This is a genomic window from Amycolatopsis eburnea (assembly GCF_003937945.1).
Taxonomy (GTDB): Bacteria; Actinomycetota; Actinomycetes; order Mycobacteriales; family Pseudonocardiaceae; genus Amycolatopsis; species Amycolatopsis eburnea.
In genome coordinates this window covers 251962-268608 of record NZ_RSEC01000066.1, presented here as the reverse complement: position 1 = coordinate 268608, position 16647 = coordinate 251962, and the positions used below count along the sequence as shown (strand labels likewise).

General features: G+C 73.7%; 14 protein-coding genes. 4 read left to right on the top strand and 10 right to left on the bottom strand.

Going from position 1 to position 16647, the window contains the following annotated elements; genetic code table 11:
* Positions 1 to 25: 25 nt before the first annotated feature.
* Positions 26 to 430 carry a DUF1989 domain-containing protein gene (locus EIY87_RS47225; protein WP_263855667.1) on the bottom strand — a complete coding sequence of 135 codons (405 nt, stop codon included), beginning with the start codon at positions 428 to 430 and terminating at the stop codon, positions 26 to 28.
* A gap of 314 nt (positions 431 to 744) precedes the next feature.
* On the opposite strand from EIY87_RS47225, the gene EIY87_RS47220 reads away from it, so the two are divergent.
* Together EIY87_RS47220 and EIY87_RS47215 are read left to right on the top strand one after the other, a co-directional pair.
* Complete coding sequence (locus EIY87_RS47220) at positions 745 to 1515, top strand: hypothetical protein (RefSeq protein ID WP_225440461.1); 771 nt, start codon at positions 745 to 747, stop codon at positions 1513 to 1515.
* 82 nt (positions 1516 to 1597) lie between these two features.
* On the top strand, positions 1598 to 2245 hold the full coding sequence (locus EIY87_RS47215) for an HNH endonuclease family protein (RefSeq protein WP_125316636.1): 648 nt from the start codon (positions 1598 to 1600) through the stop codon (positions 2243 to 2245).
* 160 nt (positions 2246 to 2405) lie between these two features.
* On the opposite strand, the gene EIY87_RS47210 is transcribed toward EIY87_RS47215, so the two are convergent.
* Positions 2406 to 3173 carry a fructosamine kinase family protein gene (locus EIY87_RS47210; RefSeq protein WP_125316635.1) on the bottom strand — a complete coding sequence of 256 codons (768 nt, stop codon included), beginning with the start codon at positions 3171 to 3173 and terminating at the stop codon, positions 2406 to 2408.
* 55 nt (positions 3174 to 3228) lie between these two features.
* On the opposite strand from EIY87_RS47210, the gene EIY87_RS47205 reads away from it, so the two are divergent.
* Complete coding sequence (locus tag EIY87_RS47205) at positions 3229 to 3585, top strand: MmcQ/YjbR family DNA-binding protein (RefSeq protein ID WP_225440454.1); 357 nt, start codon at positions 3229 to 3231, stop codon at positions 3583 to 3585.
* Here EIY87_RS47205 and EIY87_RS47200 read toward each other — a convergent pair.
* From EIY87_RS47200 to EIY87_RS47175, 6 genes are all read right to left on the bottom strand, one after another.
* On the bottom strand, positions 3510 to 4367 hold the full coding sequence (locus tag EIY87_RS47200) for a GNAT family N-acetyltransferase (protein ID WP_125316633.1): 858 nt from the start codon (positions 4365 to 4367) through the stop codon (positions 3510 to 3512). The genes EIY87_RS47205 and EIY87_RS47200 overlap by 76 nt on opposite strands.
* A gap of 45 nt (positions 4368 to 4412) precedes the next feature.
* Positions 4413 to 6485, bottom strand: coding sequence for a putative Ig domain-containing protein (locus EIY87_RS47195; RefSeq protein WP_125316694.1), 2073 nt, complete (start codon positions 6483 to 6485; stop codon positions 4413 to 4415).
* A 107-nt stretch (positions 6486 to 6592) separates the two neighbouring features.
* On the bottom strand, positions 6593 to 6814 hold the full coding sequence (locus EIY87_RS47190) for a hypothetical protein (RefSeq protein WP_125316632.1): 222 nt from the start codon (positions 6812 to 6814) through the stop codon (positions 6593 to 6595).
* A 200-nt stretch (positions 6815 to 7014) separates the two neighbouring features.
* Positions 7015 to 8601 (bottom strand): acyl-CoA synthetase, encoded by a 1587-nt coding sequence (locus EIY87_RS47185; RefSeq protein WP_125316631.1) that lies wholly within the window; start codon positions 8599 to 8601, stop codon positions 7015 to 7017.
* Positions 8602 to 8639: 38 nt separating this feature from the next.
* On the bottom strand, positions 8640 to 11609 hold the full coding sequence (locus EIY87_RS47180; RefSeq protein ID WP_125316630.1) for an AfsR/SARP family transcriptional regulator: 2970 nt from the start codon (positions 11607 to 11609) through the stop codon (positions 8640 to 8642).
* Positions 11610 to 11840: 231 nt separating this feature from the next.
* Positions 11841 to 12431: a hypothetical protein gene (locus EIY87_RS47175; RefSeq protein ID WP_225440453.1), complete on the bottom strand. Its 591-nt coding sequence runs from the start codon at positions 12429 to 12431 to the stop codon at positions 11841 to 11843.
* Between the two features lie 56 nt (positions 12432 to 12487).
* Here EIY87_RS47175 and EIY87_RS47170 point away from each other — a divergent pair, with 56 nt between their 5' ends.
* Positions 12488 to 12850 carry a DUF488 domain-containing protein gene (locus EIY87_RS47170; protein ID WP_125316629.1) on the top strand — a complete coding sequence of 121 codons (363 nt, stop codon included), beginning with the start codon at positions 12488 to 12490 and terminating at the stop codon, positions 12848 to 12850.
* A gap of 240 nt (positions 12851 to 13090) precedes the next feature.
* Here the strand turns inward: EIY87_RS47170 and EIY87_RS47165 are convergent, their stop codons facing one another.
* Together EIY87_RS47165 and EIY87_RS47160 are read right to left on the bottom strand one after the other, a co-directional pair.
* Positions 13091 to 15433: a glycoside hydrolase family 2 protein gene (locus tag EIY87_RS47165; RefSeq protein WP_125316628.1), complete on the bottom strand. Its 2343-nt coding sequence runs from the start codon at positions 15431 to 15433 to the stop codon at positions 13091 to 13093.
* 67 nt (positions 15434 to 15500) lie between these two features.
* A complete protein-coding gene (locus tag EIY87_RS47160; RefSeq protein ID WP_125316627.1) occupies positions 15501 to 16535 on the bottom strand; it encodes a LacI family DNA-binding transcriptional regulator in 1035 nt (344 codons plus the stop codon).
* Positions 16536 to 16647 lie beyond the last annotated feature (112 nt).

The following is a 16647-nucleotide window of genomic DNA, read 5'->3' as shown; positions in this document are numbered from 1 at the left end:
ATGTCGGCGTTGACTTCCGGCCAGGCTACCCCGGCGGTTCGCCGCTCCGACCCGTCCGATCGGGTAGGTCGGGCCACTCCGGCAGCCGGACGCCGTGCAGTCTGCGATAGGCCGCGCGCGCCGGTGGGGACCACCCTTCGAGCAGGCCGGGGCGGGGTGCGAACACCTCGACGCCGATCGGGTCGCGCGCGCCCGGGCCCCACAGCGGGACGGACAGGTCGCCGCCCGGGCACGCCTTCATGAAGTACCGGTCGTCGCCGGTGAGCCCGGTGCACTGGAAGACGTTCAGCACGTCGTGGACGTCGAAGTCCGCGCCGGTGAGCAGCCGGTTGACGTACGGGTCGCAGCGGGTGCCCAGGAGATCGTGGACGCGGCCGCCGTCGCCGTCTTCGCCGTAGTACTCGAGGGTGTCCGCGGTGATCGTGGCCAACGGGCGCAGGAACGGCAGCGTCGCACAGGTTGAGGTCGCCGACCCGCGGGCCCTCGACGGTTTCGAGGCGGCACAGGTGCCCCTTCGGGATCCGCCACGCGCGGCCGGTAGAACGACCGGTCGACCTCGAGCACGGCGCCTCGGTAAGCGGGTGGAGGTGACCCCATGGGCGTGCTCCTTTCCTCGGGGCCGGCGGGTGTGCCCGCGATCACGCACGGTGGTGTTCGACCACTCGTTCGGCTGCTGGGGCTGCGGCGGCCGGGCTTTTACCGTCGTAGTGCCCTATTTCGTGGGAGGAGTGACCGGCGTTGCTCGTGGCCCTCCAGCGCACCGGTGCCGACCGCGCCCTGCCGCCCGCGGCGGAGCACGTCGTGGAGCTGCTGCGGTCCTGGGGACGGGGACCGGACCACCTGACGGGCTTGGCGCTGGCGGGCATCGCGTTGCCGGGCCCCCGGTTCGTCGACGCACTGGTGTTCACGCGCACCGGGGTGGTGGTGATCGCGGCGCACGAGCCCGGCCCGGACCCGGGGTCGGGCGAGCGGGCGGGCGCGGCCGTCGCGGCGGCGAAGGGGGCGCTCTCGGGGCACGAAGGCGGCCGGTACGTGACGGGCCTGGTCGCGGTCGTGCCGGGGGCGCCGGGCTGGACCGAACCCGCGACCGTCCCCGGGGTCGCCGTCGTCCTCGCCGACCCGCGGAGCCTGCGCCGGATCATCGTCCAGCACAACCGCTGGCGGACCGTCTGGTCGGCCGACGACGTCCTCGACGCCTGCTACGCGCTTTCCCTCGCCCACCTGGCCCCGCCCCGGTCCGCGCTGGTCGCCGACGGGTTCCCGGCGCGCCTGCCGGCCCGCTCCCGGCTGCCGGAGCTGCCCGCCGTCGTGCCGGTCCCGGCCGAACCCCCGCCCGCCGCCGAGGACGCCGGCGAGCCGGCCGTCCCGCTGCCCCGGCGGCCGGGTTCGGTGGTCTTCCCGCGGCCACGGCCGATCCGGCAGGTGCCCTGGGGCCTCCTGACCGTGCTGGCGCTGCTCGTCACGGTGGGGGTGATCGCCGCGGTGTTCGTGGCACAGGTCTTCCATGGCTCGTAAAGATCGCGCCAACTAGGCCAGTTGCACCGTTTCCCCGTCGCGTCCGCTGGGCAATTCCCGGTAGACGTGAAAGGGGTTCACGATGCCGCGCACCCGAGCGCTCGTCCTGCTGTCCGTCCTCGTCCTCTCCGGGTGCAAGGTGCCCGGCGAACTGGCGTCCGGCACCCAGCCCGGCGGAACGGCGGCCGCCCCGCCGGTCGCGCCGGCCGAGGCGCGGGCCCAGCTGGGACAGCTGAAGGTCGCCGTGCGCGGCACCATGGACGGCTACAGCCGCGAGAAGTTCCCGCACTGGGACAAGGTCGACGGCGCCTGCGACACCCGCGAAGCGGTGCTCAAGCGCGACGGCGAGGACGTCACCACGAACGCGGACTGCGCCGCCAAGTCCGGCACCTGGGTGAGCCCGTACGACGGGGAAACGTGGCACAAAGCGTCCGATGTGGACATCGACCACCTGGTGCCGCTCGGGCAGGCCTGGATCAGCGGCGCCAAGTCGTGGAGCCAGGAACGCCGCGAGCAGTTCGCGAACGACCTCGTCCGCCCGCAGCTGCACGCGGTCACCGACAACCTCAACGAGCAGAAGAGCGACAAGGCGCCGGACCAGTGGAAGCCGCCGCTCGTCGCGTACTGGTGCACCTACGCCACCGACTGGATCGTCGTGAAGCGCAACTACGGCCTGACGATCACGGTCCCGGAGAAGACGGCGCTGGAGTCGATGCTGCGGCACTGCTAGTCCGGAGCCGGGCCGATGGGCTGCCGCGTGCCCGGTCACTGCCCGCTTCCCATGCGCCCCAATGTGGCGTTGGGTGCGTTGGACGCACCGAACGCCACATTGGGTGCGTTGGACGCACCCAACGCCACATTGGGGGCATCGACGGTGCCAGTCAGCACTGCTAACGCAACGAGCGCGCTGCCGCCAGCGCCTGCCCGGCGTAGGACCGTCCGAACAGGACGGTGTGCACCAGCAGCGGGAACAGCTGGTGCAGCGGGATCCGCTCGGCCCAGCCGTCGGTCAGCGGCGCGACCTCCTGGTACGCGGCGAGGACGCGGTCGAGGTGCGGGCAGCCGAACAGGTGCAGCATCGCCAGGTCCGTCTCGCGGTGCCCGCCGTGCGCGGCCGGGTCGATCAGCCACGCCCGCTCGCCGTCCCACAGGACGTTGCCGGTCCACAGGTCGCCGTGCAGCCGGGACGGCGGCTCGGCCGACGGCGGGAGCCGGGAGCAGGCGCGCTCGAACACCGCCGCCTCGGCCGCGCCGAACGTCCCCGCGTCGACCGCCAGCCGGACGTAGGGCAGCACCCGGTGCGCGGCGTACCACGACGCCCAGTCCTCGCCGGGGACGTTCGCCATCGGGGCCAGGCCGATCCACGCGTCGGCCGGGCCGTCCGGGGGAGGCGCGCCGAACGCCGGCGCGCCGGCGGCGTGCAGCCGCGCGAGCCCGCGCCCGAACCGTTCGGCCGCGGCGGTGGTCGGCCGCCCGGCCGGAACGCGGTCGAGGACCAGCTGCGAGTCGTCGGCGCGGTGGATCGACGGCACCGGGACCGCGTCCGCCGCGGCCAGCCAGCGCAGCCCCGCGGCTTCGGCGGCGGTCGCGCCGGGGGCGTGCCCGTGCTTGACCACCACGGCGCGGCCGTCGTCGAGGACGGCTTCGCGGATGCTCATGTCCCGCACGGTACCGGCGCGCTACCGTAGTCGCCGGAGACAGGGGGAACGACAGGTGACGGTCACGGTCCGGAAACTCGAACGGCTGCTCGGCGGGCTGGCGGAGGTCGAGCGCTCCGAAGCGCGCGACTACTCGTCGTTCAGCGTGCGCGGCAAGCGGTTCGGCTACTTCTGGCCGCGGACGCGGACCGTCGGCCTGAAGCAGGAGATCTCCGAGCAGCTGGCGCTCGTCGCGGAGCGCCCGGACGTCTTCGAAGTCCAGTTCACCGCCGGCGGGTTCGGCTGGGTCGTGGTGTACCTGGACAAGATCGAGGCCGACGAGCTGGCCGAGCTGCTCTACGAAGCCTGGCGGCTGTCGGCCCCCGAAGAGCTCGTCGCGGAGACGCCCTTCACCAGGACAGCCCGCGCGTAGAGCAGGTCGAACCCCAGCCGCTGCACGTTCTGCTGCGACTTCGACCCCGGTTGCGTGGTGACCACGGCGAGGTCGCACCCGAGGTCCGCGGCCGCGGCGAGCCGGGCGCGCACCAGCGCGGTCTGGACGCCGCGGCGTCGGTGGGCGGGCAGCGTCGCCGCGGCGCCCAGCTGCGCGATCCCGTCGGCGACCCGGAGCCCGGCGCCGCCGGCGAACTCGCCGTCCCGTTCCGCGGTGAACCGCAGCATCCCCGGCATGTCCCGCAGCGCGTTGAGGATCGTCTCGCGGGGGAAGTCCTCGTGCGAGGCCACGCCTTCGGTGTCGGCGACGACGGACGCCTCGGCGATCCCGGCCAGCCACGCTTCCAGCTCGTCGTCCCCGGCCCGGCGGATGCCTTCGGGGTGGTCGGCGCCGCCGACCCGCCGGCCCAGCACGTTCTCGTAGTTCTCCAGCCGGTAGCCCCGGCCGGTCAGGAAGGCGCCGAGGGACGGGTCCGCGAGCTGCGACAGCTCGATCTGCACCGGCGCGCCCAGCTCGGCGTAGGCCGCTTCGATCTCGTCCAGCGCGTCCGGGACGCCCTCGAAACCGAGCCCGGCGACCTTGTTGAACGGCGAGTCCGCCTCCGCGAAGCTCGCCACCCCGCCGGCGACCGGCCGCGCGAAACCGACGTCGTCGCCCCGGCGGGCCCGCGCGGCGTCGCTGCTCTCCACCACCAGCCGCACCTCGGCGCGTTCGATCCGGGCCGCCAGCGCGACGTCGCAAAAGAGCCGTTCCCCGTCCACGTCCCCACAGTGGCGGACGCGGACTGGGAACTCCAACGGGTTTTCTCAGCCCTCCACGCGGTGCGACGCCCAGAACGACGTCAGGTCGGTCGACCCGGCCGCCGCCTGCGCCGCCGCCTTGAACTCCGCGGTGGTCGACACGCCGTACCAGTGCGACTGGGCGTAGGACTTCAGCAGGTTCGCCATCGCCGTGTCGCCGATCGTCCGCCGCAGGTCGTGCAGCGTGCACTTGCCGTAGTTGTAGACGACCGTCGAGTAGCGCGACGAATGCGCGTCCCAGTACGCCATCGAGTTGGTCAGCTTCTCCGCGCTCGACTGCCACGTGATGCCGCAGCCGCTGCCGGTGATCCCGCGGTAGAGGTCGGTGGCGTAGTCGGTGAAGCTTTCGTCCAGCCACGGGGAGTTGTACTCGTCGTCGCCGACGATCCCGTAGAACCACTGGTGCGCCAGCTCGTGCGGGAGCGCCGTGGTCGACACGAGGTCGAGCACGAAGCCCGGGTACTCCATGCCGCCGAACCAGAAGTTGTTGTCCAGCACCACGTCCACCTCGCCGTACGGGTAGTCGCCGAAGCGGCCCGAGTGGACGTCGATGGAGTCGGCGGCCAGGCTGAGCATCTGGTTGGCGCTGCTCGTGGAGATCCCGCTGACCGAGTAGACGTTCACCCGCACGCCCTTGCCGGACGTCGTGGTGATCTTCGCGAACGGCCCGGCGGCCCAGGCGAAGTCGCGGACCTTCGCCGCGGTCGCGTGCGTCGTGGTCGTGCTGCCGCTGGTCGTCTCGGTCGACGAGCCGGTGGCCGGGGTCAGCAGCGACGTCGGGTGCACCAGGGTCACGTCGAAGTCGCTGATCACGGTGTAGAACGACTCGCCGTTGTTGGTGTACGGGTCGAGGTGCCAGCCCGCGCCGTCGCGGACCGCCAGCACCGGCAGCGCGTTGCCGATCATGTTGTACGCGCCGTCGTGGCCGAACCGGTCGGCGCCGCTGGGCACGACGATCTTCAGGTCGAACCCGATGGTCGCCGACTGGCCCTGCGCCAGCGGCGCGGGCAGCGTGATCTTCATGGCCGTGCAGTTCACGCTCAGCGCCGAGGGCGTGCCGCCGGTGACGTTCGTGACCGTGATCGGCGTCGTCGGGCAGCTGCCGTGGTAGTTGTCCCAGAGCCGCAGGTAGACCTCGGGCAGCGCGGTCGCGGAGCCGTTGGTGAAGCTGACGCTCTGGTGGCCGTTCCACGTGTCGCCCGCGGTGTTCGACGTCAGGTTCACCGTGTAGGCGGGGTTGATCGGGGTGCGCGTGGAGTCGGCCGGGGCCGCGGTGACCGTCCACGTGAAGGTGGCGCTGCCGCTGTTGCCGGCGGGGTCCTTGGCGGTGACGGTGACCGACGAGGTGCCCGCGGTCGTCGGCGTGCCGGTGATCTTCCCGGTGCTCGCGCCGATGCTCAGCCCGGCGGGCAGGCCGGTCGCGGACCAGGTGAGCGCGTCGCCCTGCGGGTCACTGGCCTGGACCTGCAGCGACACGGCCTGGCCGACGGCGCCGGACTGGGCGCCGGGCGAGGTGACGACCGGGGACTGCGGGTTCTGCGAACCGGTGGTGGTCAGCGAGAAGTCGTCCAGGAGGAAGTTCGTGGCGAGGCTCGAGTCCTCGGTGCCGGTGACCTTGAGCGTCACCGTCTGGCCCAGGTAGCGCGACACGTCGACGGTGCGCTGGACGTACCCGGTGTTCTTGTCGAGGTTCGAGTAGCTCGCGAGGGTGTCGGTGCCGACCTGCACCACCAGCTTGTCGTAGGCGGTGGCCGTCGTCGTCTCCTTGGTGTCGATGTGCGACCACCACGACAACGCCGCCGACGCGCAGCCCGCGGGCAGGGTCAGCGACTGGGACAGCGTGTCGGTGTGCGTACTGCCGTAACCGTCGAGCCAGGCGTCCATCGTGCCGCCGTGGGCCGGCTCCGCCGTGGTGGCGGCGGAGATGACCCCGCTGGTCTGGGTCCACGGCGTGGTGCCGCTTTCGAACCCGCCGTTGCCGACGACCTGGTCACCGCAGACCGCGGCGGCCTCGGCCGGCGCGGCGACGACGACTGTGCCCAGCAGGCCTACGGCCGCACCGAGCGCAGCAGAAAGCACCCTCGATCTCATGGGGGAGTCCTTTCGCGGCCCCGTCCGTCGGGGCCACGGAAAAGGGTCCTCCGCCGCCGGAGCGGCAACAACCCGCCATGAGTCGGGTTCCGGCTTCAGGCCTGCTGGAGCACGTTCAGCAGGATGAAGAGGAGCACGAGCGCGCCGGCCACCGCGACGGCGGCGGACACCGCCGACCGGATCATCTCCCCGAAGCCCTTGGCGGTCCGGGCCCGGTAGGCGGAGTAGTTGGCGCGGGCCTCACGGGCACTGTGGACCCGGCCGCCGACGAGCAGCCCGGCTCCCAGCGCGAGGAGGACGGCGATGAAAACGGACACGAGTGAATCCCTTCGGATGGGGGGAACGGTGGACGGCCTCTATTCCTAGACCCGACGGACGGCACGCGCCACGGCTTTCCGCGGATTCTTTGCGGGCCGGTCGGCCCTGGTGGGACGGATGTCCCGCGTTCTCCGGAAAGCGGGCGCGGACGGTCGACGGTATCCGTCGTTCTCCCTGCCGGGCAAGGGGATTTCGGTGGTCAGCCGCTCGCCGCGAGTCCCTTGTGCTGCTCCCGCAATTCCCGTTTGACGATCTTCCCGCTCGGATTCTTGGGAAGGTGGTCCGAGAACACGACGTACTTGGGACATTTGTAACCGGCGAGATGTGACTTCGCGTGGTCGATCACTTGCGCTGCGCTGAGGGTGACGCCTTCCCGTGGCACGACGACGGCGGTCACGGCTTCGATCCAGTGTGGATGGCTGATGCCGAACACCGCGGCTTCGGCGACGCCATCGAGCAGGTACAGCGCCTCCTCGACTTCCCGGCTCGCGACGTTCTCGCCGCCGGTCTTGATCATGTCCTTCTTGCGGTCCACGACGGACAGGTAGCCGTCCTCGTCGACGACGCCGAGGTCGCCGGAGTGGAACCAGCCGGCGCGGAACGCTTCGGCCGTTTTGTCCTGATCGCGGTAATAGCCGAGGGTGGCGTGCGGGCTGCGGTGCACGATCTCGCCGACCACGCCGGGCGCGACCGGCCGGTCCTCGTCGTCGACGATCCGGGTCTCGACGTTGAGCGACGGGCGCCCGGCCGACCCGGCCCGCTCGAGCTGTTCGTGCGGGCGCAGGATCGTCGCCAGCGGCGCCATTTCGGTCTGGCCGTAGAAGTTCCACAGCTCGACGTCCGGCAGCCGGCGGCGCAGCTCGCGCAGCACCTCGACCGGCATCGCGGAGGCGCCGTAGTACCCCTTCCGCAGGCTCGAGAGGTCGGTGCGGTCGAAGTTTTCGTGGCGCAGCAGGGAGATCCACACCGTCGGCGGCGCGAACAGCTTCGTCGCGCGCTCCCGCTCGACCGCGGCGAGCAGCGCGGCCGGGTCCGGGCCGGGCAGGATCACGCTGGTCGCGCCGAGGTAGACGTCGACCGAGAAGAAGCAGTCCAGCTGCGCGCAGTGGTACAGCGGCAGGGAATGCACCTCGACGTCGTCGGCGCTCATGCCGCCGTCGATCACGCACGAGACGTACTGCGCGATCAGGGACCGGCTGGAGAGCAGCACACCCTTCGGCCGCGATTCCGTGCCGGAGGTGTACATGATCCGCAGCGGGTCGTCGTCGGCGACGAAGACCTCGGGCGCGCTCGAGTCCCCTTCGGACAGCCACCCCTCGACGTCGTCCCACTCGCCGCCCGCGCCGATCCTGCCGCGGACCACCTCGCCGAGTCCGGCGAGTTCGAGGGCTTTCCGCGCGGTCGGTTCGAGGGCACCCTCGGCGACGAACGCGGCCACTTCGGCGTGCCGGAGGAGGTAGGCGATCTCGTCGGCGCCGAGCATGAAGTTGACCGGCACGAGCAGCACGCCGAGTTTGGCGGTGGCGAACGCGAGCGCGCCGTACTGCCAGCAGTTGTGGCTCAGCAGCGCGAGCCGGTCACCCTTGCGCAGCCCGCGGGCGGCGAGCGCGTGCGCGAACCGGTTGGCGGTGGCCTCGAACTCGGCGAAGGTGAACCGCCGCGGCCCGTCGACGACGGCGAGCTTGTCCGGCAGCCGCAACGCGGTCCGGCGGAGCAGGTCACCCAGCGCGTGCTGCCGCGCCCGGTCGACGAGGGCGGCAGTGGCCTCGGAGAACGGCTGATCCATCCCGGCAGTCTCGGCCGGGGAGGGCGAACGCGCAAGCCTCAGCGGGCGAGCTGCCCCAGTGTCGCCGCGGCCCGCGTCTCCAGGGGCCGGTAGCCGGACTGCGCGGCCAGCTTCGCCGCTGCCTCACCGTGCGTGCGGGCCAGTTCGGCGTCGCCCACTGCCAGCGCGGCCTCCGCCAGCCCGGTCAAGGCCGCCGCCTCGCACCACGTAAAGCTCGTCTCGCGCGCGATCTCCAACGCCGCCGACAACGGCGAGACGGCCTCCGCGGCCCGGCCCAGCCGCAGGCACGTCTCACCCAGCGCCGCCAGCGCGGAGGCCTCCGTACCGCGGTCGCCGATGCGCCGGGTCAGCTCCACCGCCTCCGCCGCGTCGGACAGGGCGCGCGTGGCGTCACCCGCGCGGGCTTCCAGGACCGCCCGGCCGGACAGCGCCGCCGCCTCGCCGTACTGGTAGCCCAGCTCGCGGTTCGCCGTCAGGGCCCGTTCGTAGAACGCCGCCGCGTCCGGGTGGCCGAGGTCGCGGTGGACGTGGCCGAGGTCGACCAGGACCACCGCCACGCTGAACTTCGCGCCGTCGCGTTCGGCGATCTCCAGGGCGCGGCCGAAGTGCCCCAGCGCCTCGTCGAGGTCGCCGACCTGGCCGCAGGCGAAGCCGACGTTGGCCAGTGCCATCGTGACACCCGGGATGGCCAGCTCTTCGCACAGCCGCAACGACTCCAGGCCGCACGCGATCGCCTCGTGCGGGTCGCCGAGGCGCTGGTGGACCGCGCTCAGGTTGTTGAGGACCGCGGCGCGGCCGGCGGGCCAGTCCGCGGCGAGCCCGTCGTGCAGGACCGTGGTCAGGTGCGCGCGGGCCTCGGCGTAGCGGCCGCTGTTGACGCCGGCGAGCGCGATCGACAGCCGCATCGCCGCCTGGGCCTGGCGGGCGCCCGCGGCCTGGGCGGCGGCCAGCGCGGTCGTCGCCGTGTCGATCCACTCGGTGTGGTGGCCGCGGTGGTGGAAGAACGCCCGGAGCGCGTCGGCGAGGTGCCAGGCGTACTCCCGGGCCCCGGGGTGCTCGACGGCCGCGGCGAGGTTCGGCCACTCCGTGTCCAGCCAGTCGAGCGCCGCTTCCGTGCCGTCGAAGGCACGCGCGGGCTCGGCACGCGGGAGGCGGAGGAAGTGCGGGATCAGCACGCGGCCCGCGGCGTCGGCCGTCGCGAGGTAGTGGTCGAACAGCCGGCGGCGCGCTGCGTCCTGGTCCGCGGCCGTGTCGTCGGCGGCGGCCCGGCTCGCGGCGTAGCTGCGCAGCAGGTCGTGGAAGCGGTAGCGGCCGGGCAGGTGCCGTTCGACGAGGTGGGCCGCGGCGAGCGCCTTGAGCAGCCGGCCCGCGTGGCTTTCGGCGACCCCGGCCAGCTCGGCGGCGACCGGCGCGGTGAACGTCTGGCCCGGCACCAGCGCGAGCCGGCGGAACAGCAGGCGGTGCTCGGCGGGCAGGGCGCGGTAGGAGACCGAGAACGCCGTCGTCACCGCGCTTTCCTCGGCGCCGTCGACGCTCAGCCCGGCCAGCGGGTCGCCCCCGGCCAGCTCGCGGGCCAGCTCCGCGATCCCGGACGCCTCGCCGGCGCCGAGGTTCGCCGCGGCCAGCCGCAGCGCCAGCGGGAGGTGCCCGCAGAGCCGGGCCAGCTCGGCCGCGGCGGCCGGCTCGGCGGCGACGGCGGGCGGCCCGAGCATCGTCTCCAGCAGCTCGCGTGCGTCGTCCGGGGGCAGCACGGACAGCGGCACCGCGCGGGCGCCGGTGCGGGCGATGAGGTCGCCGAGGCGCTGGCGGCTGGTGATCAGCACGGTGCCCGACGGCGGCAGCAGCGGCGTCACCTGCGCGCTGTCGCGGGCGTTGTCGAGCAGGACCAGCACCCGCCGGTCGGCCAGCAGCGAGCGCCACAGCGCCGTCCGCCCGTCCGGGTCCGGCGGGATGGCCCGCGGGTCGGTGCCCAGCGCCCGCAGGAGGTGCGCGGCCGCGACCGCCGGGGTGAGCGGCTCGTGGTCCGGGTCGAACCCGCGCAGGTCCAGGTAGAGCTGGCCGTCGGGGAACCGGTCGCGGGCGCGGTGCGCCCACCGGACGGCGAGCGCGGTCTTGCCGACGCCCGCGGTGCCGGTGACCAGGCGGATGTCCGGCCCGGTGTCGCCGGCGGGCTCGTCGAGCCGGGCCAGGTCGGCGGCGCGGCCGGTGAAGCCGCGGACGTCGTGGGGGAGCTGGGCCGGCCGCACCGGTTCCGGCGCCGACTCGGGCACGACGTCGAGCGCGGGGTCGCCGGCCAGGATCGCGGCTTCGAGGCGGGTCAGCTCCGGGGCCGGGTCGAGGCCCAGCTCGGCCGCGAGCCGGGCGCGCAGGCCCCGGAAGGCGGCGAGCGCGGCGTCGGTGCGGCCCTCGCGGTGCAGGGCGAGCATCAGCTGGCCGACGAACCGCTGGCGCAGCGGGTGCGCCGCGACCAGCTCGGTGAGCTCGGCCAGGAGGGCGCGGCCCCGCCCCAGCCGCAGCTGCGCGTCGATCCGGTCTTCCAGCGCGCTCCAGCGGGCTTCGTGCAGGCCGGCGAGCAGCCGTTCGGCGACGTCGGTGTCGGCCGCCCCGGCCAGCGCGTCGCCCCGCCACAGCGCGAGCGCCTCGCCGAGCAGCGCGACCGTGGTCTCGTCGTCGGCGGCGCGGGCCCGCCGGACGAGCGCGGTGAAGCGGTGCGCGTCGACCGTGTCCGGGTCGGCGCGCAAGACGTACCCGTGCCCCTCGGTGACCAGCTCGGGGCCGCCCGCGGCGCGGAAGACCGCCCGGATCCGGGACACCAGCGCCTGGACGGTGCCGCGCGCGCTCGCCGGGGGATCGGCGGGCCAGAGCAGGTCGACGAGCCGGTCGCGCGACACCGGGCGGCCGGCGTCGAGCAGCAGCACGGCGAGCACCAGCCGCTGCTTGCGGGAGCCGAGGTCGACCGGGGCGCCGTCCGCCGTCGCCTCGACGGCGCCGAGGACGCGGAACTCCACCCGGTCACCTCCGTTCACCCGGCCGGGGCAAGGCGTGCAAGCGTACTGCAAGCATCTTGCAGGCCCCGTCCGCGATCCTGGCCGGGCTGCAGGACACCACCCCGACGATGTCCGGCGCCGGCTCGCTTCGCCGGTGGGACCGACGGGTTCGGCTGTTGTACCCACCGCGGCACGAGCTGGGGGTAGAGCCACCCCGGCGGCCCCTCCACGGCCGCCGGGGTGGCCCTTCGGTCAGCGGGCGCCGTCGTCGATCTGCACCGGGTAGCCGGCGCGGAGCACGGCGATCGTGGCCGGCGGGGTCAGCACGGGCACGGTTCCTGCCCGGGGCAGCTTCCGCCTGGTGCCGTAACCCGCGGGCGTCCATTCCGCCAGGTGCCCGCCCACGACGAGTTCCGGGTGCCGGCCGCGCTGTACGAAGACGCCCTCGGGGAGCCCGGCCCACGGCAGCTCGTGGCGTCGGCGGACGTGGGTGCCGCGGACCAGGCGTTCGGCGTGCAGCCGCCGGTTCATCTCGGCCGCCGAGGGGTGAGCCGGCCACGCATCCCGGTACGCGTTGTAGGCGGCGCGGCGGCATTCGGCGCACGGCCGGTGCCCGGCGGCGAAGGAGACGGCTTCGTCGTGGAAGAACAGGTGCGTGTACCGGTTCGGCAGCCACTGCTCCCGACACCGGCCGCGGAACTCGAGCGCGCAGGTGATCCAGAGGTCACCGGCGTGGAAGCGGACGATCTCGCGGCCCTCGTGCAGCACCCCTCGGTTGCCGGTCCAGGCACCCCGCAGGGGGATGTCGACGACGTCGCCGACGGGCGTCACGCGGTTGCGCACCAGGTCACCGCCCTTCTCCGGTGGCGGCGCACGCGGGCGCACCGCAGAATGCGCGCATGCAGCCGACGGTCGTCCGGGTGGCGCGCCTGACCGATCCGGCCGGGCCCGCCGACGGTACTCGCGTGCTCGTGGAACGCCTGTGGCCCCGCGGCACCGCCCGCACGGCGGTGGTCCTGGACGGCTGGTACCGCCTGCTGGCGCCCTCCGACGACCTGCGCACCTGGTACGGCCACGACCCGGAGCGGTTCGCGGAGTTCGCCGAGCGGTACCGCGCGGAACTGCGCGAGCCGGACCGGGCGGCGGCGCTGGAGAAACTGCGCTCGCTGGCCGCGGCGGGACCGCTGACGTTGCTGACGGCGAGCGGATCGCCGTCGATCAGCCAGGCGGCGGTGCTGGCGGGGGTGCTCACGGAGGGGTGATGTCATGAACGACCCTTTCATGGCGTCCGGCGACAGGGCCCCGGCAAAGTCGCGCCGGGGCAGCCGATCCGCGATGTCATGAAAGGGTCGTTCACCTCGCCAGACGACATGAACGACCCTTTCATGACATTCCCGCGGCGCCGGGCAGACCACGCGGCCAGGCGACTCTGCCGCCGGTCACCCGCTCGCCGGCGCGACTTTGCCGGGCCCCTGGCGTCCGGGACGTCATGAACGAGTCGTTCATGACGTCCCGGACCGAGCGGCCGCCCCACCCGCGATCGTCGTGATCGTCGCCGTCGCGGTGCCGAGCACGTCGTGGCGGGCGGTCAGCACCACCGTCCCCGGCGGGCCCGCGAACGGCCGCACCCACACCGCCGCCGCGCCGCCCGTCGCGCCGAAGTCGAGCGTCGCGTCCCCGATCAGCTCGCCGGGCCCGTCCAGCGCCAGCGAAACCGCCCCGGTCGTCCCCGCCCGGATCGTGCCGAACCGGTCGGTCGCCGCGATCACCACCCGGGTCGCGTCGCCGCCGTCGGCGCGCAGCGTCGGGTCGTCGGGTACGCAGCCGAGCACGTCCCGGCTCCGGTCCCCGCTGAACCGCCTGCTGACGACCAGCCGCCCGCCCGCGTAGCCGTCGATCCGCAGCTGGGGCTGCTGCCCGCGCGGGACCACGAGGTCCACCGCGAACGGCGGGTGCGGCAGGTGCGGGAAGTCCGCCCGGCGGCTGCGCGCGTCACCCACCGGGCGGTCGTCGAGGAACACCGCCAGCCGGTCGCAGTTCGACCAGAGCGTCGCGTCCCGCCCGGGGCCGGACGGCTGGGCGGTGAAGTCCCACTCGAACCCCGGCTCGACGACCGCCCGCACGTCCGGCGCGCACTGGGACGCGTAGAACGCCGCCGCGGGCTTCGGGATCCGGAAGATGTCGGACACGCCCGCGAACTTCAACCCGCTCACCGAGCGCTGCCAGCCCGACGGGTAGTCGAACGCGCACCACGCCAGCACCCCGCAGTAGCGGTCGTCGGCGGCGGCCAGGTCGTGGGCCTTCGCGTGCAGTTCCGCCTGCAGCTGCCGGGTGGCCTGCGGGTCGGTGCGGCGGTAGGCGCGGGCGCCGGCGAGCGTGCCGATCGTCTCCGTCACCAGGTACGGCACGCCCGGCCGCGGTGGCCGCAGCCGGAACGGCGCTCCCCGGCGCGCGGTGTAGTCGTTGTACGCCAGTACCTCGACGTCGGCGCCGGCGTACCGCGCACCGGTCGCGCTGGCGAGCGCGCCGCTCGTCGGCCGCGACGGGTCCAGCTGCTTCGCGAGCCGCCCGGTCTTGGCGTACATCGCCGTCGTGCCGTCGGCTTCGTTCACCCGCGTGCCCCACACGACGACGCTCGGGTGGTTGCGGTCGCGGGTGACCATGCTCGCCACGTCCTGGAGGTTGCGGCGCTGCCAGGCGGCGTCGCCGACGCGCCCCCAGCCCGGGATCTCCTCCCACACCAGCAGGCCCAGCTCGTCGCAGGCGTCGAGGAACGCGCTCGACTGCGGGTAGTGCGAGCACCGGACCATGGTGCAGTTCAGCTCGCGGCGCAGGATCTCCGCGTCGCGGCGCTGCACGCGGTCCGGCATCGCCCCGCCCGCGAACGGGTACCACTGGTGGCGGTTGAGGCCGAACAGCTTGAGCCGCCTGCCGTTGAGGAAGAAGCCGTCCGGGGTGAACCGGGCGTCGCGGAACCCGGTCCGCACCGTCCGCCGGTCGAGCACCGCCGCCCCGGCCCGGACGGTCACCACGACGTCGCACAACGCGGGGTCGTCGACGTCCCAGAGCCGGACGTCGCCGAGCCCGTGGACGTCGAACTCCGCGGTGGTCCCGTGCACCGGCGCCGTCACCTTCGCGAGTTCCCGGCCCGCCTGCCGCACCGACGCGGTCACCTGGCCCTCGACGGCGGCCTCGAGCGTGCACGTCAGGTGCAGCGACCGGCCGGGGGAGAGGACGTCGTCGGGCCGCGCGAAGACGTCGGTCAGGCGGACCCGCGGCGCGGTCCCGATCGCGGCGGGCCGGTAGATCCCCGCGGGCTGGTAGAAGTCGAGCACCGCCGGACCCGCGCTGCGCGGCAGGTTCGGCGGGACGTCCAGCGCCCACCGCCCGTCGACGACGACGGCGAGGACGTTGTCGCCCTCGGCGATCCCGGGCAGCTCGGCCTCGAACGGGAGGTAGCCGCCCTCGTGGGTGGCCACGAGGATGCCGTTGAGGTAGACCGCCGCGTTCGTCAGGACGCCGTCGAAGCGCGCCCGGTACCGCTCGGCCGGGGTCGCCGTGAAGTGCTTGCGGTAGATCCACCGGTCCTGCCACGACGCCGGGTTCCAGCCGGTCCAGGACAGCGGTGCCACGCAGTGCGGGAGCCGGACCGGGGCGAGGCCGGTCTCGTCGAACCCGGCGTCGGCGCACCCGTCGGCGTACCGCCCGAACAGCCAGAAATCGGTCAGCAGCCCGCTTTCCGGGCCGGGCGCGGCGATTCCCGACGAACCCGCCACGGCGGCGCCCAGCAGCGCGGCCCCGCCCGCGGCGAGGAATTCACGCCGCGAAAGCCGCGGACCGGGCATGCCGACCTCCGTACTCCGGCGGGACTTCTCCCAGTGTGTCCCAGGAGGACGCTCGCCGGCACGGGTTTCACCGCAACGTCGAAGCGCGCACCACCAGTTCGGGGGTGAACACGACCTGCCGGTGCTCGTGGTCCGGCTCGCCTTCGGCCAGCAGCAGCTCCGCGGCCGTGCGCCCCAGCCGTCGCCGGGGCTGGCGGACGGAGGTGAGCGGGACCGCGGCCGCCGCGGCGAACTCGATGTCGTCGTAGCCCACGATCGCCAGGTCGTCCGGGACCCTCATGCGCAGGTTCGCGCAGGTCTGCAGCAGGCCGAGCGCGACGAGGTCGTTGGCGCAGAACGCGGCGGTGGGGCGGATCGCCGCGGGCAGGCCCGCCAGCCGTTCGCCGGCACCGCGGCCGTCGGCCACGGTCAGCGCCGTCGTGGTCAGGTCGACCAGCCGGTCCGCCGGCAGGCCCGCGGCGCTCAGTGCCCGCAGCGCGCCGAGCCGCCGGTCGCGGACCTGGCCCACCGTGGTGTGGTTGCCGATGAACGCGATCCGTTCGTGACCCTGTTCGATCAGGTGCCGCACGGCGATCTCCCCGCCGTAGACGTCGTCCACCGCGACCGAGCAGTGAGTGGTGCCGCCGGGCGTGCGGTCGACGACGACCACCGGCGTGCCGCGCCGCGCGATTTCGTGCAGCAGCGGGGCGTCCGGGTCGACCGGCGTGATGAGGATGCCCTGCACGCGCTGCTGTTCCAGGCGCCCGAGGTAGGCCGCCTCCCGCGTGGGCTGGTGCGCGCTGTTGCAGAGGAACAGCGAGAGGTCGCCCGCGTCGGCGGCGTCCTCCATGCCGGCGGCGACGTCGGTGAAGAACGGGTTGCTGCCGTCGAGCATGACGTAGGCCAGCACGCGGCTGCGCCCGGCGCGCAGCTGCCGCGCGGATTCGTTGCGCACGAAGCGGAGTTCCGCCATCGCGGCCTCGACCTTCGCGCGGGTCGCGGGGCTGACGCGGTCGGGCCGGTTGAGCACGTTCGACACCGTGCCGAGGGAGACGCCGGCCGCCGCGGCGACGTCCTTGATGCCCGCCGCTCTCGGCTCGGCGCCGGACTCCTGGACCGTCATCGGACCCCCTCATTGAAACGTAATATCGCCACGAACTGCCGGCGTACGAAGCCGTTCGGCCACGGTTCGGCCGATTCATTGACTTGCTCTTCCGTCGCATAGTAGCGTCACC